This is a genomic window from Paraburkholderia largidicola, from assembly GCF_013426895.1.
Taxonomy (GTDB): domain Bacteria; phylum Pseudomonadota; class Gammaproteobacteria; order Burkholderiales; family Burkholderiaceae; genus Paraburkholderia; species Paraburkholderia largidicola.
The window spans coordinates 561431-587596 of sequence record NZ_AP023175.1 but is presented as its reverse complement, the minus strand read 5'-3'; the positions used below and the strand labels follow the sequence as shown (position 1 = coordinate 587596).

At 64.0% G+C, this 26166-nt stretch carries 23 protein-coding genes; 6 read left to right on the top strand and 17 right to left on the bottom strand.

What is annotated here, in order from left to right; all coding sequences use genetic code 11:
• Window positions 1-27 precede the first annotated feature (27 nt).
• Window positions 28-2181, top strand: coding sequence for a phosphocholine-specific phospholipase C (locus PPGU16_RS19360; RefSeq protein ID WP_180724397.1), 2154 nt, complete (start codon window positions 28-30; stop codon window positions 2179-2181).
• Between the two features lie 88 nt (window positions 2182-2269).
• Here the strand turns inward: PPGU16_RS19360 and PPGU16_RS19355 are convergent, their stop codons facing one another.
• From PPGU16_RS19355 to PPGU16_RS19335, 5 genes are all read right to left on the bottom strand, one after another.
• Entirely contained in the window at window positions 2270-3466 is a 1197-nt protein-coding gene (locus PPGU16_RS19355; protein WP_180724396.1) for an amidohydrolase family protein, read from the bottom strand.
• Window positions 3463-4098: a VC0807 family protein gene (locus tag PPGU16_RS19350; protein WP_180724395.1), complete on the bottom strand. Its 636-nt coding sequence runs from the start codon at window positions 4096-4098 to the stop codon at window positions 3463-3465. The genes PPGU16_RS19355 and PPGU16_RS19350 overlap by 4 nt, the downstream gene beginning before the upstream one ends.
• 176 nt (window positions 4099-4274) lie before the next feature.
• On the bottom strand, window positions 4275-5243 hold the full coding sequence (locus PPGU16_RS19345; RefSeq protein WP_180724394.1) for a hypothetical protein: 969 nt from the start codon (window positions 5241-5243) through the stop codon (window positions 4275-4277).
• 244 nt (window positions 5244-5487) lie between these two features.
• Window positions 5488-6573: an alpha/beta fold hydrolase gene (locus PPGU16_RS19340; RefSeq protein ID WP_180724393.1), complete on the bottom strand. Its 1086-nt coding sequence runs from the start codon at window positions 6571-6573 to the stop codon at window positions 5488-5490.
• 190 nt (window positions 6574-6763) lie between these two features.
• Window positions 6764-8665 carry an AI-2E family transporter gene (locus tag PPGU16_RS19335; protein ID WP_180724392.1) on the bottom strand — a complete coding sequence of 634 codons (1902 nt, stop codon included), beginning with the start codon at window positions 8663-8665 and terminating at the stop codon, window positions 6764-6766.
• Between the two features lie 237 nt (window positions 8666-8902).
• Between PPGU16_RS19335 and pdxR the strand changes: the two genes are divergently transcribed.
• Window positions 8903-10417 carry a MocR-like pyridoxine biosynthesis transcription factor PdxR gene (gene pdxR, locus PPGU16_RS19330; protein WP_180724391.1) on the top strand — a complete coding sequence of 505 codons (1515 nt, stop codon included), beginning with the start codon at window positions 8903-8905 and terminating at the stop codon, window positions 10415-10417.
• A gap of 10 nt (window positions 10418-10427) precedes the next feature.
• Here the strand turns inward: pdxR and PPGU16_RS19325 are convergent, their stop codons facing one another.
• The 7 genes from PPGU16_RS19325 to benA form a co-directional block, all read right to left on the bottom strand.
• Window positions 10428-10946: a cupin domain-containing protein gene (locus PPGU16_RS19325; protein ID WP_180724390.1), complete on the bottom strand. Its 519-nt coding sequence runs from the start codon at window positions 10944-10946 to the stop codon at window positions 10428-10430.
• Window positions 10943-11695 (bottom strand): NAD-dependent epimerase/dehydratase family protein, encoded by a 753-nt coding sequence (locus PPGU16_RS19320; RefSeq protein ID WP_180724389.1) that lies wholly within the window; start codon window positions 11693-11695, stop codon window positions 10943-10945. The genes PPGU16_RS19325 and PPGU16_RS19320 overlap by 4 nt, the downstream gene beginning before the upstream one ends.
• Window positions 11696-11915: 220 nt before the next feature.
• Window positions 11916-13082, bottom strand: a complete 1167-nt coding sequence (locus PPGU16_RS19315; protein WP_180724388.1) for a porin — start codon at window positions 13080-13082, stop codon at window positions 11916-11918.
• A 414-nt stretch (window positions 13083-13496) separates the two neighbouring features.
• The gene (locus tag PPGU16_RS19310; protein ID WP_180724387.1) at window positions 13497-14276 is read right to left on the bottom strand and encodes a 1,6-dihydroxycyclohexa-2,4-diene-1-carboxylate dehydrogenase; all 780 of its coding nucleotides are present in this window, start codon (window positions 14274-14276) and stop codon (window positions 13497-13499) included.
• Window positions 14277-14281: 5 nt separating this feature from the next.
• Window positions 14282-15304: a benzoate 1,2-dioxygenase electron transfer component BenC gene (gene benC / locus PPGU16_RS19305; RefSeq protein WP_180724386.1), complete on the bottom strand. Its 1023-nt coding sequence runs from the start codon at window positions 15302-15304 to the stop codon at window positions 14282-14284.
• Between the two features lie 58 nt (window positions 15305-15362).
• Window positions 15363-15866 carry a benzoate 1,2-dioxygenase small subunit gene (gene benB / locus PPGU16_RS19300; RefSeq protein ID WP_180724385.1) on the bottom strand — a complete coding sequence of 168 codons (504 nt, stop codon included), beginning with the start codon at window positions 15864-15866 and terminating at the stop codon, window positions 15363-15365.
• A complete protein-coding gene (benA, locus tag PPGU16_RS19295; protein ID WP_180724384.1) occupies window positions 15863-17230 on the bottom strand; it encodes a benzoate 1,2-dioxygenase large subunit in 1368 nt (455 codons plus the stop codon). The genes benB and benA overlap by 4 nt, the downstream gene beginning before the upstream one ends.
• Before the next feature lie 159 nt (window positions 17231-17389).
• Between benA and PPGU16_RS19290 the strand changes: the two genes are divergently transcribed.
• Window positions 17390-18310, top strand: a complete 921-nt coding sequence (locus tag PPGU16_RS19290; RefSeq protein WP_180724383.1) for a LysR family transcriptional regulator — start codon at window positions 17390-17392, stop codon at window positions 18308-18310.
• A 154-nt stretch (window positions 18311-18464) separates the two neighbouring features.
• Here the strand turns inward: PPGU16_RS19290 and PPGU16_RS19285 are convergent, their stop codons facing one another.
• On the bottom strand, window positions 18465-19859 hold the full coding sequence (locus PPGU16_RS19285) for a dihydrolipoyl dehydrogenase (RefSeq protein WP_180724382.1): 1395 nt from the start codon (window positions 19857-19859) through the stop codon (window positions 18465-18467).
• A 269-nt stretch (window positions 19860-20128) separates the two neighbouring features.
• Here PPGU16_RS19285 and PPGU16_RS19280 point away from each other — a divergent pair, with 269 nt between their 5' ends.
• The 3 genes from PPGU16_RS19280 (at window position 20129) to grxC (ending at window position 22042) form a co-directional block, all read left to right on the top strand.
• The gene (locus tag PPGU16_RS19280; protein ID WP_180724381.1) at window positions 20129-21160 is read left to right on the top strand and encodes an AraC family transcriptional regulator; all 1032 of its coding nucleotides are present in this window, start codon (window positions 20129-20131) and stop codon (window positions 21158-21160) included.
• A gap of 243 nt (window positions 21161-21403) precedes the next feature.
• Window positions 21404-21742: a DUF4148 domain-containing protein gene (locus PPGU16_RS19275; protein WP_180724380.1), complete on the top strand. Its 339-nt coding sequence runs from the start codon at window positions 21404-21406 to the stop codon at window positions 21740-21742.
• Window positions 21743-21775: 33 nt separating this feature from the next.
• Entirely contained in the window at window positions 21776-22042 is a 267-nt protein-coding gene (gene grxC, locus PPGU16_RS19270; protein ID WP_180724379.1) for a glutaredoxin 3, read from the top strand.
• 78 nt (window positions 22043-22120) lie between these two features.
• Here grxC and PPGU16_RS19265 read toward each other — a convergent pair whose 3' ends face one another.
• From PPGU16_RS19265 to PPGU16_RS19250, 4 genes are all read right to left on the bottom strand, one after another.
• Window positions 22121-23005 (bottom strand): M23 family metallopeptidase, encoded by an 885-nt coding sequence (locus PPGU16_RS19265; RefSeq protein WP_180724378.1) that lies wholly within the window; start codon window positions 23003-23005, stop codon window positions 22121-22123.
• Window positions 23006-23199: 194 nt separating this feature from the next.
• Window positions 23200-23436: a hypothetical protein gene (locus PPGU16_RS19260; RefSeq protein WP_180724377.1), complete on the bottom strand. Its 237-nt coding sequence runs from the start codon at window positions 23434-23436 to the stop codon at window positions 23200-23202.
• A gap of 9 nt (window positions 23437-23445) precedes the next feature.
• Window positions 23446-25164, bottom strand: coding sequence for an acid phosphatase (locus PPGU16_RS19255; RefSeq protein WP_180724376.1), 1719 nt, complete (start codon window positions 25162-25164; stop codon window positions 23446-23448).
• 283 nt (window positions 25165-25447) lie between these two features.
• Window positions 25448-26152, bottom strand: coding sequence for a YceH family protein (locus tag PPGU16_RS19250; RefSeq protein ID WP_180724375.1), 705 nt, complete (start codon window positions 26150-26152; stop codon window positions 25448-25450).
• Between the last annotated feature and the right edge of the window lie 14 nt (window positions 26153-26166).

Genomic DNA, 26166 nt, shown 5'->3' with positions numbered 1-26166 from the left:
TCCCCCCGAGAAGAAGGCAATAACATCATGACATCCAATAGCCGTCGCCGTTTTCTAAAGACAGCCGCAACGTCCGCGGGCGCCGCCGCCGCCGTGACGATGCTGCCGGAATCGATCCGCAATGCACTTGCCGTCCCCGCCAATTCGCGCACGGGCTCGATCCGTGACGTCGAGCACATTGTCGTGTTCATGCAGGAGAACCGTTCGTTCGATCATTACTTCGGTCATATGCGCGGCGTGCGCGGCTACAACGACCGCTTTCCGATCCCGCTGCCCAATGGCAAGCCAGTCTGGTATCAGCCGTCGAAAGCCGATCCGACCAAGCCCGTGCTGCCGTTCCACCTGAACACGCAGACCACCAGCGCGCAATGCGTCGGCGATCTGGATCACTCGTGGTACAAGACGCACGGCGCGATCGACGGCGGCCGCTATGACCAGTGGCCCGCGAACAAGACGGACATGACGATGGGCTATCACCTGCGCTCGGACATTCCGTTCCACTACGCGCTGGCCGATGCATTCACGATCTGCGACGCGTACTTCTGCTCGCTGCCGGGACCGACGCACCCGAACCGTTCCTACCTGATGACGGGCATGGTCGATCCGACGGGCACGAAGGGCGGTCCGCTGCTCGACAATAACGACTTCGTGGATGGCGACGTGCCGCCGAAGTATCAGTTGCTGTCGTGGACGACCTATCCGGAGCGTCTGGAAGCGGCCGGTATCTCGTGGCAGATCTATCAGCAGGGCACGGACGGCTCCGACCCGCTGAACGGCAACTACGGAACGAACATCCTGCAGAACTTCGAGAACTTCATCAATGCGCAACCCGGCTCGTCGCTGTTCCAGCGCGCGCAGACGGTGCGCACGATCGACGACCTGAAGGCCGACGTGCAGGCCAACCGCCTGCCGCAAGTGTCGTGGCTGTGCCCGCCCGCCGCGTACTCGGAGCATCCGAAGTACACGCCTGCGTACGGCGCGGAGTACACGTCGCAGATTCTCGACGCGCTGACGTCGAACCCGGAGGTGTGGAGCAAGACGGTGCTCTTCATCATGTACGACGAGAACGACGGCTTCTTCGATCACGTCGTGCCGCCACAAGTGGCAACGTCGCGCGCGCAAGGCCTTTCAACGGTGACGGCGGACGGCGAGATTCACGACGTCGTCAATCCGGGCCGCGGCGGCAGCTACACGGCCGACAACCTGCCGTACGGCCTCGGGCCGCGCGTGCCGATGACGATCGTGTCGCCATGGACGAAGGGCGGCTTCGTGTGCTCGCAGGTGTTCGACCACACGTCGGTGATCCGCTTCATCGAAACGCGCTTCGGCGTGCATGAGCCGAACATCACGGCATGGCGTCGCGCGGTGTGCGGCGACCTCACGACGGCCTTCGACTTCCGCACGCCGGATGCGAAGATGCCGCCGCTGCCGGACACGAGCAACTACAAGAGCATGGCCGACAACCAGTGCGCGACGCAGCCCGCGCCGACGGTGCCTGCCGTGCCGGGCGCAATCGATCCGCAGGAAACGGGCATCCGTTTCGCGCGTGCGTTGCCGTATGAATTGCATGTGAACGGCAAGGTCGACGAGAAGGCCAACTCGCTGACGATCGAATTCGGCAATACGGGCGATCAGGGCGCGCACTTCTATGTGTACTCGACGAACCGCACGGACGGTCCGTGGCGTTATACGGTGGAAGCGGGCAAGACGCTGAAGGACGTGTTCAACCTGTCGTCGACGAATGGCGTATATGCGTTCACCGTGTACGGTCCGAATGGTTTCGTGCGCCGCTTTGCGGGCAACGCGCAGCCGCAGTCGAACCAGGCCAATGTGCAGGGCCTGTTCGGCCACAACCGCAAGCCCGCCATGCCGGAAGTGAAGACGCATTACGACGTCGGCAACGGCAACGTGTATCTGAAGTTCACGAATCATGGCGACAGCATTGCGCGGCTATCCGTGGTCGATAACGCGTATGGCGCGCATCCGCGCCCTGTGATCGTGCCGCCGAATGCGTCGATCGAAGAGGCCTGGGTATTGTCGGCGAGCCACCACTGGTACGACCTGACGGTGAGCGACAACGATGACGCGTCGTTCCAGCGCCGCCTTGCCGGTCACGTCGAAACGGGCAAGACGAGCATCAGCGATCCGGCGGCCGTTGCGCCCGTCATGACAGCAGCCTGATCGTCAGGGTGTAAAACAGCGCAAAAGCTTGGCCCCGGCATGGTTCACATGCCGGGGCTTTTTTTGTCTGGCTACGCGCAAGCGTGGTTCACACGCCTTCGACCAGCGTGCCGTCGCGTGCCACGATCCGTCCATTCGCCACGACCAGCTTGCGCACAGGACGTGCCGCAACGGCATGTGCGACGGTCTCCACATCGACGAGCACGAGGTCGGCGCGCGCGCCCACGTGCAGGCCATAATCGGCGAACCCGCAGCCGCGCGCAGCCGTATGACTCACGCAATCGAACGCAATGGCGAGCGCATCGTCGCGGCGCAAGTCGTAACGCATGCCGATCAGCATCGCGCGCTCCAGCATGTCGGGCGAGCCGAACGGATTCCATGTATCGCGGATGCCGTCGTTGCCGCCGAAGAGCGTGACGCCTTTCTCGATACACACTGCAAGCGGCGGCACGGGCACGGAAGCGGGCGCTGTCGTGAGCAGCGCGACGTTCAGCAACGCGAGCCGTTCGAGCAGCGGATCGCGCTCGCGCGGCGCGAGCGCGCCGAGACAGAACGCATGGCTGATCACGACGCGCCCCTGCATACCGAGCGCCTCGACGCGATCGAGCAGCAGCTTCAACGTGAATGCGCCTATCTCGGCGGGCTCGTGCAGATGGATATCGATCGGTTTCTGATGGCGTTCGGCGAGATCGAACGTCGCATTCAGTGATGCAACGGGATCGCCGTCGATCAAGGCCGGGTCCAGCGCGCCGAGCACGTCGGCGCCCGCGCGCAGCGCCTCGTCGAGCAACGTGACGGTGCCCTTGCGTGTGAGCATGCCCGATTGCGGAAACGCTACTGTCTGCATGTCGAGCACATCGCGCAGTGCGTCGCGCGTCTTCAGCACGCCTTCGAGGTGCTTGAGGCCCGCGTCGGTATCGATATCGACATGCGTGCGCAAGCGCGTCGTACCGGCTTGCAGAAAAGCGCGGGCCAGCGCGAGCGATGCAGCCGCCGCGTCGTGTCCGCTTTGCGCGCGAAAGCGGCGCTCGTTTTCGATGCGATCGGTGAGCTTAGGCCCCACTTCGTTGCGATACCAGGGCATGCCCCACATCGTCTTGTCGAGATGCGTGTGGCCTTCGACGAAGCCGGGCAACAGCAGGGCGCCGTTCGCGTTTTCGTGCGCAACCTCGTTTTCGACCCGTAAATCAGGGCCGATCGCATCGATGCGGCCATTGACGATCGACACGTCGACGCACGTGCCATCGGGCAAGCGTGCATCGACGATCAACAGCGGCTCTTTCATGCAGACTCCATTTTTCTCTCAGCGTCTATCCGTTTGAGGCGGCGCCGCGTCCAGAGGGTCCATAGCGACAGCGAGCCATAGACGCCCCAGCGCAGCGCCGTCGAAATATGCAATGCCAGTTGCGCGTCGCTCAGGTTCGTCACGACCCAGTAACGCGCGGCATTTTCGGCCGTCAGACCAATGCCCCAGACCACCGTCATCCGGCGGATCTGCGCGACGAGCGCGGGGCGCTCGCGATAGTGGCGCTCGAACTGCTCGACGTCTTCAAGCGATTCACGCGACACCGTCGAACGCGCGAGGTAGTAGACCATCGGCTTGCGCAGCAGCAGCGACAGCAGAAACGTGACGCCGATGACACCCGACACCATCGGGTCTTCGAGCGCGCGCCGGTGCTCGCCCCGGTCGATCAGCGCCCACGCGAGCAGCGGCAGGATGCCCGCCAGCACGAGCGCGCTCAATGCATCGAAATGCCGCGAGTGATACAGGTCCCATGCCATCCACGCGAACAGGGGCGCGGCCGATGCGGCGAGCGCGCCCGTCGTGCCCCAATGCGGCAGCGCAAGCCGGTACGCGAGCCACGGCAGCGCGACATTGATGACCATCGCGGACAGGTATCGGTACGGAACCTTCATACGCCCTCTGCGCTAACGGTGCGTTGGTTCTGCTTGCAACGGGTGTGCGTGCGTAGTGTCGCATATCGGCGGGGGCGGGAAAATCGGCTTCGGCGTCACAAGAGCATCAGATGAAAAACGGCGGGCGCCCTGAGGCGCCCGCCGTTGCGTGTCACGCGTAGTGCAGTGAATATCGCTCAGACCAGCGGCAACGTCTGCCGATCCAGCGTCGGTTTCATGATCGGCGTGAGCGCGGTGAAAATGCGCTGTCCCTGTTCCTCGTCGATCACGCTCTGGAGCAGCGAGCGGAAACGCTGCTCTTCGACACCGGAGACGATGTATTGCCAGCGGTACGCGTCGAGCATCGCTGCCTGCACCTCCGCGAATTCGGCATGCAGCAGCGTGCGGCCCATATGCTGGCAGAAGTACATGGCATCTTCCTTCGCCTGCATCTGCACCACGTTGTCGACGCCCGCCACCAGCGCGATCAGATCGTCGACGGCGGCATCGCGCGCGGGCTTGTCGAGCTTCGCGTCCTCGCGCATCCATTCGAGTTCGTCGATGATCGCGTGCTGCGACTCTTCCTTCCAGTGGTACATGAACACGTCCTTGAACAGCGGGGAAAGCGTGTCGTCTGCTTCGATGCTCTGACGGTAGTGCACCTGCGAGAAGATTTCGATGAAGCACGTCAGCGCGAGAATGCCCCACGTCGATTTGCCCAGCACGAACATGGCGATGTCGTCGGCATCGGGCAGGAAGCGATAACCCGCGGGCATGTCCGCGCCCGCAAGCAACTCGATACGGCGGAACAGTTCCTGGTGCTTCAGTTCTTCGTCAGTGAGACGCACGACGGCTTCGAGCGCGATCTGGTCGCCGAGCGCGTGATCGCGTCCTAGCTCGAGCATCTTTGCACCGATGAAGCGTTCTACGAGCTTGAACATGTTCGCGTACGTGCGACCCTGAACCTGCGAATAGAAGCGACGTTCGGCGTCGTTCAGAAACGGCAGCCGATATACCTGAGACAGACCGTCGGGCAGAAACTTCTGATCGATATCGAGCGTGCGCCCGCGGATCACGTCGTTGTCGATATCCCAGCGGATTCGCTTGGACACTTCGACGCATTTGGCGTAGCGATGGGAAGGCAGTTGATACTCTACAGCTTGCATCTGAGAACTCCAGTTCGGCGGATTGCAGTGGGGTGGCGCCGAAAGAAGAACGAAGAGAGACGGCGCCGACTCAAAGCGCTGCGCCGTGGTGTGTCGTATGCCGTGGCGAAACGCTGATACCCATTCTGCGCATCGGCATTTGATCGGACATGAGACGCGAGTCCCGGTACTCGCGGTGAGCAGTGCAACAAAGCCGGAAAAAGCCGGGACATGTGCCCCGTCATGCAGCGCGTCGAAGTAACAGTCAGGCAGCGGGCGCGTCGAAGCCCGCCTTGCGCGCCATCACGATGGCCTGCGCGCGGCTCTCCACTTCGAGCTTCGCGAAGATGCTCGTGATGTGATTGCGCACGGTCTTCTCCGACAGACCGAGCCGCGCGGCGATCTGCGCATTGTCGCGGCCGCCCGCAATCAGTTCCACGATTTCGCGCTCGCGTCGCGTGAGCGACGAGAACACGGGGTCCGCGTGCTTCGCGGGCGGCAGGAAGGCACGCACTTCGTCGTGCCAGCGCTGCCAGGCGTTCTCGCATTCGAGCGTCAGATGATTCTCGCTTTCGAGCGGCACGAAGCGCGCATTGGGGATCAGGCTCGCGAGCAGCCGGCTTTCTTCGAACGGCACGCGTGCGTCGCGCACCGCATGCAGCACGAGCGTCGGGCATTGCACGTGCGGCAGCAGATCGACCACGTCGATGTTGTTGAAAACACGCATGATGCGCGCGGCGTTCTGCGGTGTCGTCGAAATGCGTTCGAGTTCGTTGAACCAGCGGTGCTGGTCGGGCGTGCCACCGGGAATGAATTGCGTCGTGAAGAACTGGCGGAAGGCGGGGTTGTGTTGGCCCCAGCCGATCTCGGCGAGCTTGGCGAGGGTTTCGGCTTCGTCGCGCGCCTGCTCGGTACGCGAGCGGACCAGCCGGCCGCGCGCGTAGCCGCCATGCAGGATCAGATGCGAGACGCGCTCCGGAAACGCGACGGCATAGCTGATCGCAATCGACGCACCTTGCGAAATGCCAAGCAGCGCAAAGCGGTCGACGCCGCTCGCGTCGATGACGGCGATCAGGTCCTGCTTCCATGCATCGAATGAAATATCGGCGACGTCGTGATCCGACAGGCCGCAGCCGCGCTGATCGTAGCGGATCAGCGTGTGCTCGCGGCACATCTCCGCGATCATGTGGCTCCAGACGGGGCTCGCGAGATCGAACTCCAGATGGCTCAGCCAGTTCGCGGCCTTGACGATGGGCGGCCCGCTGCCGCAGGTCGCGTACGCGATGCGCGCGCCGTCGTGCGCGGTGCACAGCCGGATTTGCTGTCTGCACTTCGGGGCGGTCGCGGACATGAGCCTCCCGGCGGCGATGAACGAAGCGCGCGTCAGCTTGCGGACCGCATGACGCGCGCTTTCATTCAGCTTATCACCGCGTGAGCGCTTTGCTGCGCGAAGGTGCAGACAAACGACGTCTCAGCCGCGTGCGTACGGCTGAACGTATGAAGTGCATGATGTATTCGCAGGCAGGAGCCCGAGCCCGCGATCAAGCGTCGACGCTGCGCGGCGCCTTCTCGACGAGCGGCGGTGCGGATGCTGCGGCGGCCGCCTGCACGCACTGATTGACGAGATCGCTGAACGCGTTGGCGTTTTGCGTATCGCTCAGTGCGCCGACTTCATCGACGCGCTCCGATTGCCCGCCAATACCGACGATCAGTTGCGCGCGCGGCGCCCGCTCGCGGATGCGCCGCAGCAGATTGCGCAGATAGGGCGGCGCTTCGGGGGCATCGAGCGTCACCACGCAGACGATGGCCGCGCCGTCGATGCCGAGCGTGTCCGTATGGCCACGGCGGAATTGCGCGTAGTTCGCCGTGACGGGCGCGAAGCCGCGGCGCGTCAGCAACTGCACGGCGATGGCCGTCGTCACGTCGTCGAATGCGCCGCGGCCCGCCACGCACACTACGCGCAACTGCGCGGCGTCTTCCGGCCGCAGGGCGGGCAGCGCGTCGGGCGCGTTCGGGTCGGGCTTGTCTTCGGGCATGCCGTCGAACTGCTCGAGGTCCTCGACGATATCGAGCAAGGTCTCGTTCATGCGCGCCAGCTGCTCGGGCGCGAACACGCCGCGCAGCGCGTCGTTACGTGCGAGCCGCAAGCCTTCGCGCGCGACGTCGTCGTAGTAGCGGGTGAGTGCCATTTCCCTGAGGAACTTGTCGGCCTGCACGATCGCCTCGTGGGGATCGTCGGCGAGCAGGCGCTGATAGAAGTTCTGCGCAGGCGTGAGCGCTGGCTGATCGCCGAGCAGCACCGTCAGGAACTTCAGGCGCTCCGCGTAACGGCCGAGCGTGACGAGGCACAGCGTGAGCGGCGTCGACAGCACGAGACCGATGGGCCCCCACAGCCAGCTCCAGAAAATCGCCGCGACCACCACGGCGAGCGGCGACAGCCCTGAACTATGCCCATACAACAGCGGCTCGACCACCTGGCCCGCGACGACGTCGATCGTCACGAACAGCACGATCGTCCACACGGCCATCGTCCATTGCGGCTGGATCGCGGCCGCGAGAATCACCGCGAGCAGCGCCGCGATCCACGTGCCGATGTACGGCACGAAGCGCAGCAGCGCGGTCAGCACGCCGAACAGGAGCGCGCCCGGCACGCCGATGATCGCGAGGCCGATCGCGATCGTCGCGCCCGCGCCGAGGTTCACGCCGAGCTGCGCGACGAAGTAGCGCGACAGGCGGCTCGCCGCATCGTTGATCGCGGTAGTCGTGCGATGCAGGTCACGCGCGCCGAACAGGCGTATCAGCCGGTCGCGCAGGTCCTCGCGCTGCAGCAGGATGAAGATCGTCACGACGAGCACGATGAACATTGTTTCGAGCGGCCCGACCACAGGCGAGAACACGCGCTGCGCAAGTTGCAGCGGCGACGGAATGGGCTCGTGCACTTCGACGGGCAATGGCGCCGATACAGTCGGCTTCTGCGAGCGGCCCGCTTCGTGAGGCACGGCGGGGCGATCGGGCGCGACGCGTGCCAGCGCACTCGCGGCGCGCGACAGCAGCGCATCGGCGCGACCGACCGTTTTCTCCTGCACGGTCTCGACCTTGCGCTCGATAGCCGCCTGGTACTGCGGCAGCGAACCGGCGAGTTGCGCGATCTGCGCGCCGATCAGCGTGCTGACGGCGAGCAGCGTGACGACGGCAAGCAGCACCGCGACGAAGATCGACGGCAACTGGCCGAAGTGAAGACGCCGCAACAGGCTGACGAGCGGTGCGAGCAGGAAACTCAGCAGCACGGCGAGCGTGATCGGGATCAGCACCTCGCGCGCGAAGTACAAGCCGCTGACCACCACGACGAATGTAATCACCGATGTCAGGCCGTGTACCCCCGGCGTTCCCGGCGGGTAGACGCGGTTGGCCGAAGGGCGGTGCGGGGTGAGCGGAACTTTCATGGTTATGCCGGTGTTGGCCGTGCGATCGATACAAGGGGCAGCTATTGTAAGCAAGACGCAGACCCGACCGTAAAACGAGCGGGAGCGTCACGTTCAAACCGTTCGGTTCAGTGTATCAACTGCATCGCGCGGATTTGTGTGAAGGCGGGAGGCGGCGCGGCAGGCATAATCCTGAAATTGGCCTGGTTGAATTGTTCATTGTTCTTTCGGGCGTTGATCCAATTACAGGGTGAGGACATGCGCCGCGCAACGGAAATCGACCTCGCATTGAACGCGCGGCCTGACGGGGTGCCGCTCCAGCGCTGGCTCTACGGCGAACTGCGCGCGGCCATTCTCGAAGGGCGGCTCGGCCCGGGCGCGCGCCTGCCCGCCACGCGCGATCTCGCCGCGCGTCATGGCGTGTCGCGCGGCACGGTGCTGGGCGTGTTCGCGCAACTGGCGGCGGAAGGCTATCTATCTGGCGCGGTCGGGCGCGGCAGTTTCGTTGCGAGCGAATTGCCGGACGGGCGCTTCGAATCCGCGCCAGCGTCCGACGCGGCGCGGCACGTGCGTAAAAAAGCGGAGCCGCGTGGCAAGCAAGGCATCGCACTGTCCGCGCGCGGCCGTCTGCTGGCGCGCAGCTCGTTCGCCGTCGAAGGCCGTTCGTTTCCGTCGCGCGCGTTTCGTCCGAGCCAGCCCGACTTGCAGTTCTTTCCGTTCGCGTTGTGGGCGCGCGTCGCGGCGCGCCGCTCGCGGCTGTCGAACCGTTCGATGCTCGCCGACGGCGAAGCGCAGGGCTACCGTCCGTTGCGAGAAGCGATCGCGGAGCATGTGCGCGTGACGCGCGGCATCGCCTGCACGGCGGATCATGTTGCGATCGTCGGCAGCGCGCAGCAGGTGATCGATCTGGCCGCGCGTCTGTGGCTCGACCCCGGCGACGCCGCGTGGATGGAAGACCCCGGCTATCAGGGCGCGCGGCTCGTGCTCGAAGCGGCGGGCGCGCGCATCGCCGCCGTGCCCGTCGATACCAATGGCATCGACGTCGCCGCGGGCCGCGCGCTCGCGCCCGATGCGCGGCTCGCGTACGTGACAGCCGGGCGGCAGGCACCGCTCGGTCCCGCGCTGTCGCTCGAGCGACGGCTCGCGTTGCTGGACTGGGCGCACGCGCGCGGCGCGCTGGTGATCGAAGACGACTACGACAGCGAGTACCGCTTCGAAGGCAGGCCGCTCGCTGCGCTGAAGAGTCTCGACAGCGCGGGCCACGTGATCTATTGCGGCACCTTCAGCAAGCTGCTGTTTCCCGCGCTGCGCATCGCGTATGCGGTGTTGCCGGAGCGACTCGTCGATCCGTTCGTCGCCGCGTGGTCGCTGACGGGCCGGCACGTACCGCTCGATCAGCAGGCGACGCTGCACGCGTTCATTGCCGAAGGCCATGCGGGCCGTCACGTGCGGCGCATGCGCGAGCTGTATGGCGAACGCGCCGAGGCGCTGCGTGAAGCGGCGCGCCGTCATTGGGCGGGCCTGCTCGCGTTGCCGCCGATCGTCGCCGGGCTGGATGCGCCCGCGTTTCTGCCCGCGGGCGCCGACGATGCGCTGGCCGCGCGCCTTGCCGCCGAAGCGGGCATCGAGACGCGGCCGTTGTCGTCGTACGCCGTGCAGCGCGCGGCGCCCGCTGGCCTGGTGCTGGGCTTTGCGGGCGTCGGCGTGGACGAGATCGACGCGGGTGCCAGGACGCTCGCGCGCGTTCTGCAGAAGATGCTCTACCAGACCTGATATCTGTCGATCACGGCGGCAGCACGAGTGGGCCGCAGTTCGAATCCGTGACGAACACGGCGAGCAGTTTCGCGGGCTGCGTGGGGTCGAGGTTCTCGACGAAGTCGTGCAGCGTGCCGGGCGGTTCGAACCATGTCTGGCCGCTGCGATAGTCGACAGCCGGACCGCTGTCCAGCCGTGAACGCAGCGTGCCGGAGATGACGTAGGCCGTCACCGAGCCCGGATGCCGGTGCGCGCCCGTGTAGGCGCGCGGCGGAAAGTCGACGACGACCGTCGTCACGGACTTGCCCGGCACGTTCGCGAGCGGCTCGCAGGACAGCACGCGCGAGGTGGAAGCTGGGCGCTGGGCGGCTGCACCGGATGACGACGAGGCATCGCTGAGCAGCGGCGCGCTGCACAGCGCGTCGAGCCATTGGATGGCGGGGCGCGTCGGCAGCACGGCGAGCGGGGCGAGCGCAAGGACTGCGAGCGTAGCGAACGTGCGCGCATGCCGCGCGTTCGCGCTCGCGAACAGATGGGCGGCGTTCATTGCGCCGCGTCCTGCGCGTTCGCCGTGCTGCGCCGCCAGTCCGCCGCCCAGCCGAGCTGGCGTTTCGCCTTTTCGGTCGATACGACGGGATTGTCTTCGGCGATATTGAACACGCCGGCCCGCGCGTGCCGCAACGCGAGCACGGCGGCGTGCGCGGCCGCATCGACATGAACGGGGCTTGCGCCTGTCGCGTGGTCGGCGCCCGTGCCGGGGCCGTACAGTTGGCCGTACCGCAACACCGTGCCGATCAGCGGCGCCCTCAGAACCTGCGTTTCGAGCGACACGACGCCGCGCACCGTGACGAGACGATTGCCTTCGGCTTCCGTATCGAGCGGCTGGGTTTCGTCGTACGGTTGTGCTCCTTCGCGATACGCCCACGCGATGCTTTGCGCGACGAAGCGCTTGCTGCCCGCTACGCGCGCTGCGGCGATCAGATTGCGCGTGCCTTCGTCGCGAATGCGCGCATTGGCCGCCACGGCTTGCGGCATTTTCGCGGGATCGAGCGCAGGGGGCAGGTCGGTCAGCTGATGGATCACGCAGGCGGGTTCGATGCGTCGCAGCGCTTCCGTCAGCGCGCGCGCGTCGAACACGTCGACGATCACGGGCGTGGCACCCGCCTGTTCGATTTGCGGCGCGCGCTCGGCGCGGCGCGTGCTGCCATAGACAGTGAATCCTGCCTCGACCAGCAGCGGCACCAGCGCGCTGCCGATCGCGCCCGCCGCGCCTGCCAGAAAGACTTTCGTTTCCATCCGATGATCTCCGTGTATGCCGGGCTCTGGAGCCCACGTGCGGAGATTAAGGCGGATAATGGCCAACACAAAGATCCATTATCTACAGAATGATTAGGCCATTATCGATTGGAAGCCTGAAACAAAAACGGCGGCTTCGAACCGCTCGCATCTGCGTGCCGGAACGAAACCGCCGTATACGAAGACCAGCGACGCGACGCGTCGCTGGCAGCGAAGCGCGTTAGAACTTGTGACGGATGCCGAGGTTGACCATCTCCTGATGGCTCGTGCCCGCATAGCCATACGAGCCGATCGAAGCCTGCGCGTCGGTGATCGTGTTGGTGTTCGCGTCGCGCGTCTGGCCGCTCGCGTGCTGATACGCAGCCGTCATATAGAGGTCGGTGCGCTTGGAGAGATTGTAGTCAGCACCCAGCGATACCTGATGGTACGTCGCCGACGTGTCGCCGTTCGAATGCGTGTAGCTGTAGCCGACGCCGAGCAGCATCGCAGGCGTGGCCTGGTAGTTCACGAAGCCCTGGCCCGTGTTGTAGCGTTCGTTCGAACCGAACACCGAGCTGTCGTCGCGGCGATACTGCGCATTGCTGTAGCCGAGGCCGAACGTGAACGAACCGGCCGTGTACTGGCCGGCGACGCGTGCAATGCCGATCGAGTGTGCCGTCTGATAGCCGAGATTGACGGGGCCGTCGAACGTGCCGTCGGAGGTGCTGTTCCAGGTCGTGCGAATGCCTTCCGATGCCGGGCTGTTGGACGCATAGTAGTAACCTGCCGCAAGGCCGATCGGCCCGTTGTTATACGCGACCGCGCCCGAATACGACTGCTCGGAACCCGTGCTGCCTGCCACGCCGCCCAGCGAGTACATCGCTTCGAACTGCAGTCCCGCGAACACGGGGGACGTGTACTTCACCGCGTTGTTCACGCGGAAGCTGTTGTCGTAGTTGTCGACGTCGCCCGCAGTCGCGAATGCGCTGCCGAAGTAGTTGTCGGCGGTGATGCCTTGCACGAGGTCGATCAGCGGATCGTATTGACGGCCGAGCGTAATGGAACCGTATTGATCCTGCGAAAGGCCGACGAATGCCTGACGGCCGAACAGACGGCTGCCCTGGCCCATCTTGCCGTTGCTCGGATCGAAGCCGCTTTCGAGCTGAAAGATCGCCTTCAGGCCCGCGCCAAGATCTTCGCTGCCTTTAAGGCCCCAACGCGTGCCTGACAGATTGCCTGCGCTGGTATTGCCGAGCGACCACAGGCTGTTGTTGCCCGATGCGTTGTGAACGTAGGTGATCCCCGTGTCGATCGTGCCGTACAGCGTGACGCTGGTTTGTGCGTGAGCGGCGCTGGTGGCCGTGGCCAGTGCGGCCAGCGAGATCATCGAGAGGGCAGTGCGCTTCATTCTTCTCTTCTCCTGCGTGTGGTAAAGCATTGAATGAGCGAGAGACTAAAGGCGCACACAACAAATGTAAAAACGCCAAAAAGCAGCATTAGTGAAATTCACAACACGCAATGACGGGATTATTGCGGCTTCATACAAACAGTATTTCTATGAAGATGTTTGTTCAGGCATGGCCTATGGGATTGTTTTTGCCCAACGAAAATTGACGTGTATTGCCGTCGATATTTCGCAGCATCATGATGTATTCGGGAATATTGCGGGAACAACGATAATGAATTGTCTATTGCGGGGTTTATCGTTTCGCGCAATGCTTTACACTTGGCCCCGTTTCATCCTGTCTGCACGCAGCGGACAACACGCTTGAACGCGGCCTCGCGCCGCGTTTTTTTTGCGTGTTGCTTTGCGTTGGAAACGTCAGCCCTGATCGCCGCCGCCCACGGGCAGCACGGTGCCCGTGATGTATGACGCTTCGTCGGAAGCGAGAAAGAGAATGGCGCCGACCTGTTCGTCGATCGTGCCATAGCGCTGCATCAGGCTCGTCGCCTTGGTCTGGTCGACAATGCCCTGATACCAGAGCGCTTCCTGTTCCGTCTGCTGCTGCGCGTTGCGCGGCACGCGCCGTGCCGGCGCTTCCGTGCCGCCCGTCGCGACGGCATTGACGCGGATGCCGTCGGCGGCATGCTCGAATGCGAGGCTTGCCGTCAACGCATTCACACCGCCCTTGGACGCCGCGTACGGCACGCGATAGATGCTGCGTGTTGCAATCGACGATACGTTGACGATTACGCCGTGCTTACGCTCGATCATCGCAGGCAGCACTGCGCGGCAGCACCATAGCGTCGGAAACAGCGAGCGGCGCACTTCGGCTTCGATCTGCGCTTCCTCGTATTCCTGATAAGGCTTCGCCCAGATCGTCCCGCCGACATTGTTGATCAGCACATCGATGCGGCCGAACGCGCCGAGCGCCGCATTCGCGAGCTTGCATGCGCCCGCGAAGGTTTCCAGATCGGCGATCACAGCGATGCAGCGCGCCCCCGGCGCCGAGACTTCGGCTGCCACTTCATGGACGAAATCCGAACGGTCGCATAGCACGACGGTCGCGCCTTGCCGCGCGGCCGCAATCGCAACGCCGCGTCCGATTCCTTGCGCCGCGCCCGTGACGACGACCACTTTTCCTTCAAAACGTTGATTCATGATGGTCAGGCCGCGTTGGTGGCAGAGAATTTTTCGTAGTGAAAGCTCGCCGGCGTGACGCCGATTTCGCCGAGCCATCCGCGCACTGCATCGACCATCGCAACGGGGCCGCACAGATAGACGTCGACGTCGCCGTTGTTGAGCCACGCGGGATCGACGTGCGCCGTCACGTAGCCTTTGAGCGGATGATCGCTCGCGGCGTCGGCTACGCAGGTCCGGTAGGTGAAGTCCGGCAATTTGCCTTGCGCAGAATCGAGTTGTGACAGCGCGACGAGATCGGTGTCGTTGGTCACGCCGTACACCATGCGCACCGGTTGCTTCGCGCCGTCTTTGGCGGCGAGCACATCGAGCATCGACAGGAACGGCGCGATGCCCGTGCCGCCCGCGAGAAACAGCACGGGCCGCGTTGCTTCGCGCAGATAGAACGCGCCGTACGGCCCGGAAAACGCGACGCGTTGCCCCGGCTGTGCATGCTGGCTCAAATAGGTGCTCATCTTGCCTTCGGGCACGTTGCGCACGACGAACGACACGCGCGATTCGCCCGGCGCGGAGCTGAACGAATACGAACGCGTCAGCGCGCTGCCGGGCACTTCGACGTTCACGTACTGGCCCGCAAGAAAGCTCAGCTGATCGGGCGCATCGACGTCGATTGAAAATTCGATTGTCGAATCCGAGAGCTTCTGCACGTTCGCAAGCGTGCCTTCGTGACGCGCGACGCCCGTCTTGCATGCCGCCGACGAAGCGGGCACGCGAATCACGCAGTCGGAGCGCGGCCGCGTCTGACATGCGAGCACGTAGCCTTGCGCGGCATCTTCAGGCGTCAGCGCGTCTTCGATATAGCTCGATTCGGGCAGGTCATACGTGCCTGATTCGCAGAAGCCGCGGCACGTGCCGCACGCGCCGTCGCGGCAATCGAGGGGGATGTTGATCTTCTGCCGGTACGCTGCGTCCGACAAGGTTTCGTTTTCGCGGCACGTGATGAAGCGCGTGACGCCGTCTTCGAACTGGAGTGCGATGCGATGTTCCATGAACTGCTCCTGTGCTGCCTGATGCTGCTGCGTATCGTGGCGGATCGTGAACGCGCGTTCAGATGTGATAGATGTCGATGACCTGATTGATGTAGTCGTTCTTCAACACGACGTACTTGTTCAGGATGCGCGGCGAAGCGCCGCTGAAATCGATCACGTAGCGCGACATGCCGAAATAGCTGTAATTGGTTTTGTAGCGATGGCTCAGCGTGTGCCAGTTGAAGCGCACTGTGCAGACGCCATCGTCGTGGCTCTCAAGTTCTACGTTGCTGATGTTGTGGCACGTGCGCGTGTCGGGAATCGTCGCGCTCGACCGCTCGGTCTTGATGCGGAATATGCGGTCTTCCAGACCCTGGCGGCTCGGGTAGTAGATCAGCGAGATCTCGCGCTGCGGGTCCGTGATCAACTGATCGGTGTCGTCCCACGAAGGCATCCAGAAAACGGCGTCCGGGTGATAAAGCTCGAGCCATTCGTCCCATTGCTCGTCGTCGAGCAGACGCGCTTCGCGGTACAGAAATGCCTGGATATCGGCGAGCGTCGGCGCGGTGATGATCGTGCTCATGCTGCGCTCCTTTCTCGCGTCAGTGCATCGCGGATCGTTTCCACCCAGTAGCGGTGCTGGATCGTATAAAGCCCTTCGTCTTCCGTCTTCACGCCGCTCAGCAAAGGCTTGAGGCCGATCTTCTGCGCGGCTTCGTCGGCGCCTTCGATCCAGTGCGTCGAGCCCCGGCACATGTCGTTCCATTCGACGGAGCGTGCTGCATAGCCTTGCTGGCATGCGCGGAATTCTTCGAGGTCGTCGGGCGTCGCCATGCCGCTCACGTTGAAGAAGTCCTCGTACTGGCGGATGCGTCGTGCGCGTGCTTCATCGGATTCGCCCTTGGGCGCGATGCAATAGATCGTCACTTCTGTCTTGTTCACCGACAGCGGCTTGAGCACGCGAATCTGCGAACCGAACTGATCCATCAGATACACATTCGGATAGAGGCACAGATTGCGCGAGTTCTGGATCATCCAGTCGGCGGTTTCGCCGCCGCAGCGCGCGGCGAATTCATCGCGGCGATTGAAGTTCGGGCGGTCTTCCGGATTCGCCCAGCGCGACCACAGCAGCATGTGGCCGTGTTCGAACGCGTAGAAGCCGCCGCCCTGGCGGCCCCAGCCGCCTGCGTCCATTGCGCGGATCTTGTCTTCGGCCGCGTTCTTTTCCTTGCGCTGGTTCGTCGTTGCCGCGTAGTTCCAGTGCACGGCCGACACGTGGTAACCATCCGCGCCGTTTTCGGCCGTCAGCTTCCAGTTGCCTTCATACGTATAGGTCGATGAACCGCGCAGTACTTCGAGACCGTCTTCCGACTGATCGACGATCATGTCGATGATGCGCGCGGCTTCGCCGAGGAATTCGGTGAGCGGCTTTACATCGGGATTCAGGCTGCCGAACAGAAAGCCGCGATAGCTTTCGAAGCGCGCGAGCTTCTTCAGATCATGCGAGCCTTCGTGATTGAAGCACTCGGGATAACCCGCACCTTCGGGGTCTTTGACCTTCAGCAGCTTGCCGCTGTTATTGAAGGTCCAGCCGTGAAACGGGCAGGTAAAGGTCGCCTTGTTGCCGCGCTTGTGGCGGCACAGCATCGCGCCGCGATGCGTGCACGAATTGACGAGCGCGTTCAGCTCGCCCTGACGGTTGCGCGTGATGACGATGGGCTGACGGCCCATCGTGGTCGTGAAGTAGTCGTTGTTCGACGGAATCTGGCTTTCGTGCGCGAGGTAGATCCAGTTACCTTCGAAGATGTGCTGCATTTCCAGCTCGAACAGCGCTTCGTCGGTGAATGCGCTGCGGTGCAGGCGATAGTCGCCGCGGGCGGTATCTTCGACCAGATAGTCGTCGATGTGCTTGAGCTTCGGACTGCGGTCCGGGTAGATGGGGATCATCGGAAGTCTCCAGTTCGATGTCGGCGCTCGCGTCTCGTTCGGTGGCAACCCGAAAGGTATAATTTGTGAGGGCGCTGCGGGTGAGTGAAGAGTAGTTGGCGCACATACAGTGCGTCCAACACTGATTTAGTATCAGTTCAATATCTCAGGGGTATCGTCATGGAGTTGCGCCATTTGCGTTACTTCGTCGCCGTGGCTGAGGAGCGGAACTTCACGCGCGCCGCGCAAAGGCTGCATATTGCGCAGCCGCCGCTCAGCCGCCAGATGCAGCAGCTCGAAGAACTGCTGGGCGTGCAACTGTTCGTGCGCAATTCACGGCCGGTCGAATTGACGGACACGGGGCGGTTCTTTTATTCGCACGCGGTGAAGTTGCTGGCGGAAACGGCTGAGCTCGAATCGATGACGCGGCGCGTCGGCAAGATCGAACGCAGTCTGTCTGTCGGGTTTGTCGGCTCGACGTTGTATGGCATGTTGCCGAAGATCATCCGGCGCTTTCGCACCGAGCACAGTGCTGTCGAATTGACGTTGCACGAGATGTCGACGATGGATCAGATCAAGGCGCTCAAGGAAGGCACGATCGATGTCGGGTTTGGGCGCATTCGTCATGAGGATCCGAGTATCCGGCGCATCGTGTTGCGTGAGGAACGGATGATTGTTGCGTTGCCTTCGGGTTATCCGTTGTCGGAAGTGAAACCCGTTTTGTCGCTGCATGATCTGGTCAACGAGACGTTGATTATTTTTCCGAAGGCGCCGCGGCCTAGTTACGCCGATCAGGTGTTGGCTGCGTTCCGCGATCGCGGGTTGGAGCCGGCGCGGATCTACGAGACGCGGGAGTTGCAGATTGCGCTGGGGCTGGTTGCGGCTGGGGAGGGGATATCGGTTGTGCCGAGTAGTGTGTATGGGCTCAAGCGGGATGATGTCAGCTACAAGGAACTCGATGACTCGAATCTCGTGTCGCCGATTATCATGAGCATGCGGATGCTGGATGAGTCAGAAGATCTGACTGAGATGCTGGAGCTGATTTATCGCCTCTATGAAGAGGCGCAGATTGAGTATTTGCCGCCGCATGAAGGGGCGTGACGGTTTTTGTTTGTCTGCGACGGCTGGTGTGGTCTGCTGTGCTGTGCGGTGGCATCCGCGTGATGTTATTGGTTGTTCAAGCGTTGCCCCGCACAGGGGCAACGCTGGCAAACCAGAAGCAAACCGCGGATGCCAGCGCAAACCCAAACCACAATCAAAAACCGGCCAGCTGCGCAGCAGCATCCCTCAACGCGCTCCGCAAACCTTCCTCAACAACAGGATGATAAAAAGGCATCGCGAGCATCGCATCAACTGTCAGCCCCATCTGCAAAGCCCACGAAAGCAGATGCGCGATATGCTCGGCATCCGGCCCGATCCACTCAGCGCCCACAAACCGGCGCGTAGCGCGATCAACATACACATGCATCAATCCGCGATTGCGCAACATCACGCGGCTACGACCCTGGTCTTCGAAGCTAACTTCACCGGTCACGAACGACCCGTCAGGAAGATCCAAAAACCTCTGACCAACCATCGCAATCCCAGGCTCAGAAAACACAACCGAAATCGCCGCCCGCCGCACAAGCGGCTTCACATCCGGATAACGAGCGGCATTGTCGCCCGCAGCGCGACCTTCATCGGCGGCTTCATGCAAGAGCGGCAGCACATCATTCGCGTCGCCTGCGATAAACACCGGATGCTTGCCCACTTGCAGCGTCAACGGATCAAACACCGGCACACCGCGCGCATCGACTTCGAGCGTCGTGTTATGCAGCGCAAGCTTGTCCATATTCGGCCGACGGCCCGCCGTCACCAGCACATAATCGAACGTGTCTTCGCGCAATTCGCCCGCGCTATCGCGATAACGCAAATGCACGCTGTCACCTTCGCGCGTCGCCGCTTCAACCTGCGCATGCGTCTCGAAGTGAAACGAATCCTTGAACACATCACGCGCGTAATCCTTGATGGCAGGATCGCTCAACGGCCCCACGCGCCCACGTGCGCCAAGCATCGTGACATCGACGCCGAGCCATGCGAGCGCCTGGCCCAGTTCCAGCCCGATCACGCCCGCACCGACCACCGCCACCTTGCGCGGCAAGTCGTCCCACGCAAACACGTCGTCGTTCACGATCGCGCGGTCGCCGAGTGCCTGGTACATCGCGGGCACATACGGCGACGAGCCAGTCGCGATCACGACGCGCTTTGCATGCACGCGGGTGTGCTCGCCGACTTGCAGCACGTTATCGTCGACGAACTGCGCGTAGCCGATCAGCCGCTCGTCATCGGGAATGCTCTCCGTCGATTCGACGACGAAGCCAACAAAGCGGTCGCGCTCGCGCTTGACGCGCGCCATCACTTCACGTCCATCGACCCGCACGGCGCCGTCGACATGCACGCCAAACGGCGCCATGCTGCGCGCCGCATGCGCGGCTTCGGCGGCGGCGATCAGCAGCTTCGACGGCATACAGCCGACACGCGCACACGTCGTCCCGTACGCGCCGCCTTCGATCAGCACCACACTCGCGCCCGCGGCCTTCGCGGCGCGGAAGGCGGACAGGCCCGCGGTCCCCGCGCCAATCACTGCGACATCGATATCAAGCGTCTTCATGATGTTCCTCGCTCAGACGGGCGGTGGCGGAATCAGTGTGCTGTGCCGCGCGCGTCGCTGCCGTCCAGTAGAATCGGTTTGCATTGCACGGTTCTACTTTACGGTCCTGCGTGCGCGTTGCTAATCCTCGAACGATTCAAAAACATGCTTAATCGGCTCAACCCGCGGCTCAACCCGCGGCTCAACCCGCGGCTCAACCCGCGGCTCAACCCGCGGCTCAACCCGCGGCTCAACCCGCGGCCCGACTCCCGGCTCGAACGGCGGCTCACATGGATCTGCTAAGCCGCTTCCTGTCGCTGATGCCCGTGAGCGGGCGTGTCGATGTCCGCTGCCACTTCGGCGCGCCATGGGCAATCGAAGAAGGCCCCGCGGGCGTGCGGGAGATTCCGTATCACGTGCTGCTGTCGGGGCGCGCGGTGCTCGAAGACGGCAACGGGCCGCCCGAGCATCTGGCCGCGGGCGACATCATCGTGTTTCCAACGGGCAGCCCGCACCGTATCCACGACGGCAGCGGCGCGCAGCCCGCCCCCGTCACGGAGCGGCGCAACATCATGCTGACGGTCGCCGAGAACAGCGGCACGGGCGAGACGGTCGATATCCTGTGCGGCCGCTTCCTGCTCGGCGCCGTGCCGGACCGCCTGCTGCGCGATCACTTGCCCTCGCGGCTGGTAGTGCGCAGCGGCGCTCAGACGAGGGGCAATGGCGTAAACAGCAATGGCGACGCGGCGGTGAATGGAGAACCGCTGGGCGGCGTCGCGGGCTCGCGGCTCGCGCGGCTCATCCAGCTGATGCGCGAAGAGGCCACCGACGAATGTCCCGGCAGCGAAACGCTCGTCAATCATCTGTCGGCGGCGCTGTTCGCGTTGACGCTGCGTTTCGCGAGCGAAGCGGCGCATCCGCCGCACGGGCTGCTCGCGCTGGCGGGGCGGCCGCGCCTGCAGGCGGCCGTCTCGGCGATGTTCGAATCGCCCGGCAAGCCGTGGACGCTCGACCAGTTCGCCGCGCTGTGCAACATGTCCCGCGCGACCTTCGTGCGGCAGTTCCAGGAGGCGATCGGCCGTTCGGCAACCGACGTGCTCACGGAAGTCCGCATGACGATCGCGGGCCGAATGCTGCTCGAATCGACCACACCGGTAGGCGACGTCGGCGAGACGGTCGGCTATCAGTCGGAAGCGGCGTTCCAGCGCGTGTTCAAGAAGCAGATCGGCGTGACGCCCGCGCGCTGGCGCGCATCGGGCGGTCATATGCAGTCTGCACAGGATGCCGCCGCCGATGAAGCTTCGGCCGACGCAGAGCAATAGAGAATTTCATAAACCGCACAGCATGCGCCGGGGCCTCTGCGACCGGCCCTGTGCATCGCGCTGAAACCCTTGCCGTACAAGCCTTCCCGTCAATACCCGCCGTCCTCGCGCGACGTTTGCGCAGGCAACCGGTGAGCCGATCGAGCATCTTCGTGAGACGCGCCGACATTAACGGTCATCCGATGCGCGCCTACAGTTGAGCCATCCCGTCGCGGACGGCAACGCTTCTGAGAGGTGCTCAACATGAAACGCGTTTATCACGCTCTTGTTCTCGCGGCTGCATTAGGTCTGCCGCTTGCAAGCCAGGCCCAATCGCAATCGACGGCGACGCGCACGCAGGTTCGCGCCGAGCTGGTCGCTGCGCAGCAAGCCGGCCAGTACCCGCAAAGCGACACGAGCTATCCGGAGCCGGCGAACTATTCGGCCGCTGCGCCGCACGTGTTCCATCGCACGCAGGATCTGATCGCGACTTCGTATGGTCCGTCGGCCAGTAGCAGCGCCGCCTCGGGATTCCGCGCGACGCGCGCCCGCTCGCTGGCAGGCGCATCGTCCGCATTCGATGACCTCTATCGCGGCCAGTAACGCGCCGCTTCCAATACGCTCACGGAGATAACCATGTCCGCAATCACGATCTACACGACGCCAACGTGCCCGTACTGTCTCGCCGCCAAGGCGCTACTCAAGAACAAGGGTCTGTCGTACGAGGAAATCAACGTGCAGGGCGACCGCGCCACGGCGCTCGCGTTGATGGAACGCACGGGACGCCGCACGGTGCCGCAGATTTTCATCGGCGAAACGCATGTGGGCGGATTCGATGACCTGAACGCGCTCGAAACCGCGGGGAATCTCGATCCGTTACTCGAAGCTAGCGCCGTGCGTTGAGCGCGACGCACGAGTCCTGACAGTCTGAGCCGCGAACGGCAACGCGCCGTTCGCGGCTTTTCGATTTCCGCTTGCGCGTTACGAACCGACGCGTGGCAGGTACGTCGCGGGATTGACGGGCTTGCCGTCCTTGCGGATTTCGAATTGCATCGAGCCGTTGCCGTCGTCGGTCGCCGCCATCTCGGCGATCGTTTCGCCGCGTTTGACGTTGGTTCCTTCTTTCACCAGCAGCTTGCGGTTATGTCCGTATGCCGTCACGAGCGTGTCGTCGTGCTTGATGACGATCAGCTTGCCATAAGGCTTGCCGCCGTCGCCCGCAAACACGACGCGGCCGGAAGTCGCCGCTTTCACCGGATCGCCCGCTTTGGCGGCGATCACGATGCCTTTCGATCTGGCCTGTCCATATACCGCGCTCAGCGTGCCGCGCGCAGGCCAGACGAAGTTCGGCTTGCCGGTGTCCGCATTCTTGTCGTCCTTCTTGTCGGCGCTATCGGCCTTGTCGGCTTTCGGGCCGGTCGTGGCGGGGGTGTCGGGCTTTGCGGGCGCGCTCGCGCGTGGTTGCTTCGCCTGAACGGACGACGCGGACACTTCGCTGCCGCTGGCTGCATCGGGCGGCGGCGCGACGCGCAGCACACTGCCTGTTTCGATATGGCCCGGATCCGTGAGGTTGTTCCACCTGATGAGGTCTTCGCTGCGCTGGCCGTGGCTCGTCGCGATGCGATAGAGCGTGTCGCCGGGCTTCACGCGGTAATAGACGTCGGACAGCGGTTTGTCGGCATTGACGGGCGGGCGCCGCGCGAGACGGTCGGTCGAGGCGAGTGACGCTGTCTGTTGCGGTGGCTGCTGGAGTGACCGATCTTCGGGCGACATCTGCCAGGGCAGCGTCGTGCAGCCGCCGATCAGCGATAGCAGGGCGAGGCCCGCGCATGCTCGCGTGCGGCGACTCGGTTGCGTATGGGTCATGTCGATCTTCCTCTTGTCGTTCGGCGCAGCGCGGACCGGGCAGCGCAGCACAGAACGGGAATCTGACAGACCGTCGCGAAGGATGTTTCGGGAATCCTGAATGTTTTACAGCGCTTCGTATTTTTGCTTTTTATGCGCGCAATTCTGTTGTGAAGCGTCGACGGACGCGTGGTATGCGTGCGACACCGCCGCGTTCACGGGCGGCGCTTTTTCCACGCGTAATCCGCGGGCGGATCGGACGCGCCCGCCTTGCCGACGGAGCGCGGGTTCTCGCTGCAAAGCGTGACGACGCTCACGTCATCGCCGGCAGCCTGCTTCTTGCGCAGCGTTTCGGTGAACGCGAGCGCTTTGGTCATTTCGTCGGCGGCGAACCGCTCGAAGCGAGCGGTTCCCGTCGACGTGCCTTCTTCCAGCCAATACACGACGAACATGTGGTTCCTTCAATCAACTTCGACAATGGCATCACGCGAGATCGAGCGCCCCGTCAGATCGCCGATGGGCGCAAGCCCGTTCTGCACCAGCGCACGGTCACGCAGCGCGACGCCATCGAGTGGCGCGAGCCCATGCACGCGGCTGATCAGACGCAGGATCGAGTTGGTGTCGTACACCGTATGATCGACATAGCCTTTCTTCGCGAGCGGCGAAATGACCAGCGCGGGAATGCGCGAGCCCGGCCCCCAGCGGTCGCCGTTGGGCGGCGCGACGTGATCCCACCAGCCGCCGTTTTCGTCGTGCGTGATCACGATGACGGTGTTCTGCCATTGCGGGCCGCGCTGGATATGCTCGATGACGTTCGCGATATGGCGGTCGCCGGACTCGACATCCGCATAACCTGCATGCATGTTCAGATTGCCCTGCGGCTTGTAGAACGTCACGGCGGGCAGGCGTCCTGCGTCGATATCGGCGATGAAGCGGTTGGTCGACGCGTCGTCGCCCACGCCGCCGTCGCGCAGATGCCGCGTGCGTGCCGCCGTGCCGGGCGCGAAGTTCGCGAAGTAGTTGAACGGCTGATGGTGATACTGGAAGTCAGGCACCGCGCCCGTATCGCGATGATCGAGCGCGTATTGCCACGCGCCGCTATACCACGCCCAGTCGACGCCCTTGTCGCTCAGCCGGTCGCCGATGGTCGCGTAGCGCTGCGGCGGCAGCACCTTCGGATCGCCCGGATTGGCGAGCGCGGGATCGCCGCCCTCGGCGGGCCGCACCATGCTCGGCTGATAGGGCGGCGCCATCGTGTTGACCGCGTAGCCGTCGGGCGTGAAAAGCCCGTCGCTGACGAACACGGGCGGGCCTTCGAGCGCCGTCTTCGGCGAATTGGGCGCCTGCTTCAGGCGCGTGCCCGTCGGGTCGTCGCCTTCGACGACGGACACGAGCTTCTTACCCGGACCGCTGCCGATATCCGGCACGAGCGGCGCCTGCGCGGAAATCAGGAAGATGTGGTTGAGCCACGAGCCGCCGAACGCGGCCATGAAGAAGTTGTCGCACAGCGTGTACTGCTGCGCGAGCGCCCACAACTTCAGCGATTCGCCGGAACTGCGGTAATGCCCCATCACGAGGCCGCCCGAATCGCCCCATGCGGCGAACTGGTTGTTGCGGCCTGCGTTGATCTGCATCTGGTTCTGATAGAAGCGATGCACGAGATCGCGCGTGATCACGCTGTTCGGCAGCGGCGCGCCGTGCGCGTCGGTCAGATGGAACGGCTGGTTGCGCAAGCCGGCGATGTCGCGCTCGGCAATCATGTAGCGCTTGCCGTCGACTTCCTGCGCCTGCGGCACGAGGCCGCCCCAGATTTTCGGCAGTGTGGCGAGCGGCGTGCTGCCGTCGCGGTCCAGTTGCAAGTAGCGCTCGGGTGTGACGGCGGACAGCGGATACTGCACGCCGGGGAAGTTGCCGTACAGGTTCGCGAAGCTGCGGTTCTCCGCGTAGATCACGACGATGCGCTTGACCTGATCGCGCAATGCGTTGTCGAGCCTGGCGTCGGCGGCGCTGCGCGGCGCGCCCGCCGAGGCGGCGTCCACCGACTGGCAGCCCGCCAGCGCGAGGCCGAGGCCCGCCGCCGCGAGGCCTGTGAGAACGCGGCGGCGGTCGGGATCGTCGGGGCTGTCGTCGGCGGGGAGCTCGGAAGCGGTGGGCAGTTTGGGATCGTCGTGCTCGTTCATCGGTCAGTCTCCTGGCACAGTGAATCGCAAAAGAGGCACAGCGGGGCAATGCGAGAGGGGGCGCGGCGTGGCGTCGGCCGCGCGCCAACCGCATCGTCGCATTCGTTAAGGGCGGTTAGCAACCCGTTTGGCGCGCTGTTTGATGCCCGGTATGGCAAGCGTCTGCGTTTTGTACAGGTTGTTGATCGGGCTTGACGCGGCCATGTGGGGCGCCGTGGCGCAGTGATGACGCGCTGCTGGTTTGCTGCGGCCATGCACGGCAAACCGGCAGCGATTCCTGTCGCTACAGGTTTCCCTTCAGCGCATCGAGCGACACGCCAAGCTCACCGGCGAGGTGCGCCACGAGCGCTTCGAGTCGCTCGACACGCTCGCTCAGCTCGCGCTGCTGCGCGCGCAGCGCTTCGAGTTCGCCGGGCGGCAGCGGCTCGTCGGAGAGCGCCGCGGCGCCGATCTGCTCGGCCGTCGGCTCGCCGCACAGCAGATGCATCCAGCGGCTCTCGCGCTCGCCCGGCGTACGCGCCAGCTTGACGACGCGCGGCGGATCATTGGCGGCGAGTTCTTCGAGAAACGCTTCGACGGACGACGTATCGGCGAAGCTGTGCAGGCGCGCCGTGGCGAGCCGCAACTCGGCGGCCGTCTGCGGTCCGCGCAGCAGCAGTGCCGTCAACAGCGCTGCCGACTGGCGCGGCAGGCCGAGCACGCGCTCCATGTTGTGCTCGAAGCGCGGCACGCGGCTGCTGCTGCCTTCGAGCACGAGCGAAAGGCGCTTCATCGAGTTGATCGCGTCGAGAATCTCGGATTCGCTGACGTTCATCACGGGCGAACGCGAGGTTTTCTGGTTGCAGCCCGACGCAAGCGAATTGAGCGACAGCGGATAGGTGTCGGGTACGGTGTGCTGCTTCTCGAACAGTACGCCCAGCACGCGGGCTTCGATCGGCGTGAGCGCGCGCATGGCGGGGCGCGGGGTATCGTCGGTAGTGGAATTCATGGGCAATAGACTCG

Coding starts and splice junctions, on each gene's coding strand:
- pdxR (WP_180724391.1), top strand. CDS start 8,903: ATGCGCCGCGCAACGGAAATCGACCTCGCATTGAACGCGCGGCCTGAC.
- PPGU16_RS19290 (WP_180724383.1), top strand. CDS start 17,390: ATGGAGTTGCGCCATTTGCGTTACTTCGTCGCCGTGGCTGAGGAGCGG.
- PPGU16_RS19345 (WP_180724394.1), bottom strand. CDS start 5,243: ATGCAAGCTGTAGAGTATCAACTGCCTTCCCATCGCTACGCCAAATGC.
- PPGU16_RS19350 (WP_180724395.1), bottom strand. CDS start 4,098: ATGAAGGTTCCGTACCGATACCTGTCCGCGATGGTCATCAATGTCGCG.
- PPGU16_RS19285 (WP_180724382.1), bottom strand. CDS start 19,859: ATGAAGACGCTTGATATCGATGTCGCAGTGATTGGCGCGGGGACCGCG.
- PPGU16_RS19260 (WP_180724377.1), bottom strand. CDS start 23,436: ATGTTCGTCGTGTATTGGCTGGAAGAAGGCACGTCGACGGGAACCGCT.
- benC (WP_180724386.1), bottom strand. CDS start 15,304: ATGGAACATCGCATCGCACTCCAGTTCGAAGACGGCGTCACGCGCTTC.
- PPGU16_RS19360 (WP_180724397.1), top strand. CDS start 28: ATGACATCCAATAGCCGTCGCCGTTTTCTAAAGACAGCCGCAACGTCC.
- PPGU16_RS19275 (WP_180724380.1), top strand. CDS start 21,404: ATGAAACGCGTTTATCACGCTCTTGTTCTCGCGGCTGCATTAGGTCTG.
- PPGU16_RS19250 (WP_180724375.1), bottom strand. CDS start 26,152: ATGAATTCCACTACCGACGATACCCCGCGCCCCGCCATGCGCGCGCTC.
- PPGU16_RS19355 (WP_180724396.1), bottom strand. CDS start 3,466: ATGAAAGAGCCGCTGTTGATCGTCGATGCACGCTTGCCCGATGGCACG.
- PPGU16_RS19255 (WP_180724376.1), bottom strand. CDS start 25,164: ATGAACGAGCACGACGATCCCAAACTGCCCACCGCTTCCGAGCTCCCC.
- PPGU16_RS19320 (WP_180724389.1), bottom strand. CDS start 11,695: ATGGAAACGAAAGTCTTTCTGGCAGGCGCGGCGGGCGCGATCGGCAGC.
- benA (WP_180724384.1), bottom strand. CDS start 17,230: ATGATCCCCATCTACCCGGACCGCAGTCCGAAGCTCAAGCACATCGAC.
- PPGU16_RS19280 (WP_180724381.1), top strand. CDS start 20,129: ATGGATCTGCTAAGCCGCTTCCTGTCGCTGATGCCCGTGAGCGGGCGT.
- PPGU16_RS19265 (WP_180724378.1), bottom strand. CDS start 23,005: ATGACCCATACGCAACCGAGTCGCCGCACGCGAGCATGCGCGGGCCTC.
- grxC (WP_180724379.1), top strand. CDS start 21,776: ATGTCCGCAATCACGATCTACACGACGCCAACGTGCCCGTACTGTCTC.
- PPGU16_RS19310 (WP_180724387.1), bottom strand. CDS start 14,276: ATGAATCAACGTTTTGAAGGAAAAGTGGTCGTCGTCACGGGCGCGGCG.
- PPGU16_RS19340 (WP_180724393.1), bottom strand. CDS start 6,573: ATGTCCGCGACCGCCCCGAAGTGCAGACAGCAAATCCGGCTGTGCACC.
- PPGU16_RS19325 (WP_180724390.1), bottom strand. CDS start 10,946: ATGAACGCCGCCCATCTGTTCGCGAGCGCGAACGCGCGGCATGCGCGC.
- benB (WP_180724385.1), bottom strand. CDS start 15,866: ATGAGCACGATCATCACCGCGCCGACGCTCGCCGATATCCAGGCATTT.
- PPGU16_RS19335 (WP_180724392.1), bottom strand. CDS start 8,665: ATGAAAGTTCCGCTCACCCCGCACCGCCCTTCGGCCAACCGCGTCTAC.
- PPGU16_RS19315 (WP_180724388.1), bottom strand. CDS start 13,082: ATGAAGCGCACTGCCCTCTCGATGATCTCGCTGGCCGCACTGGCCACG.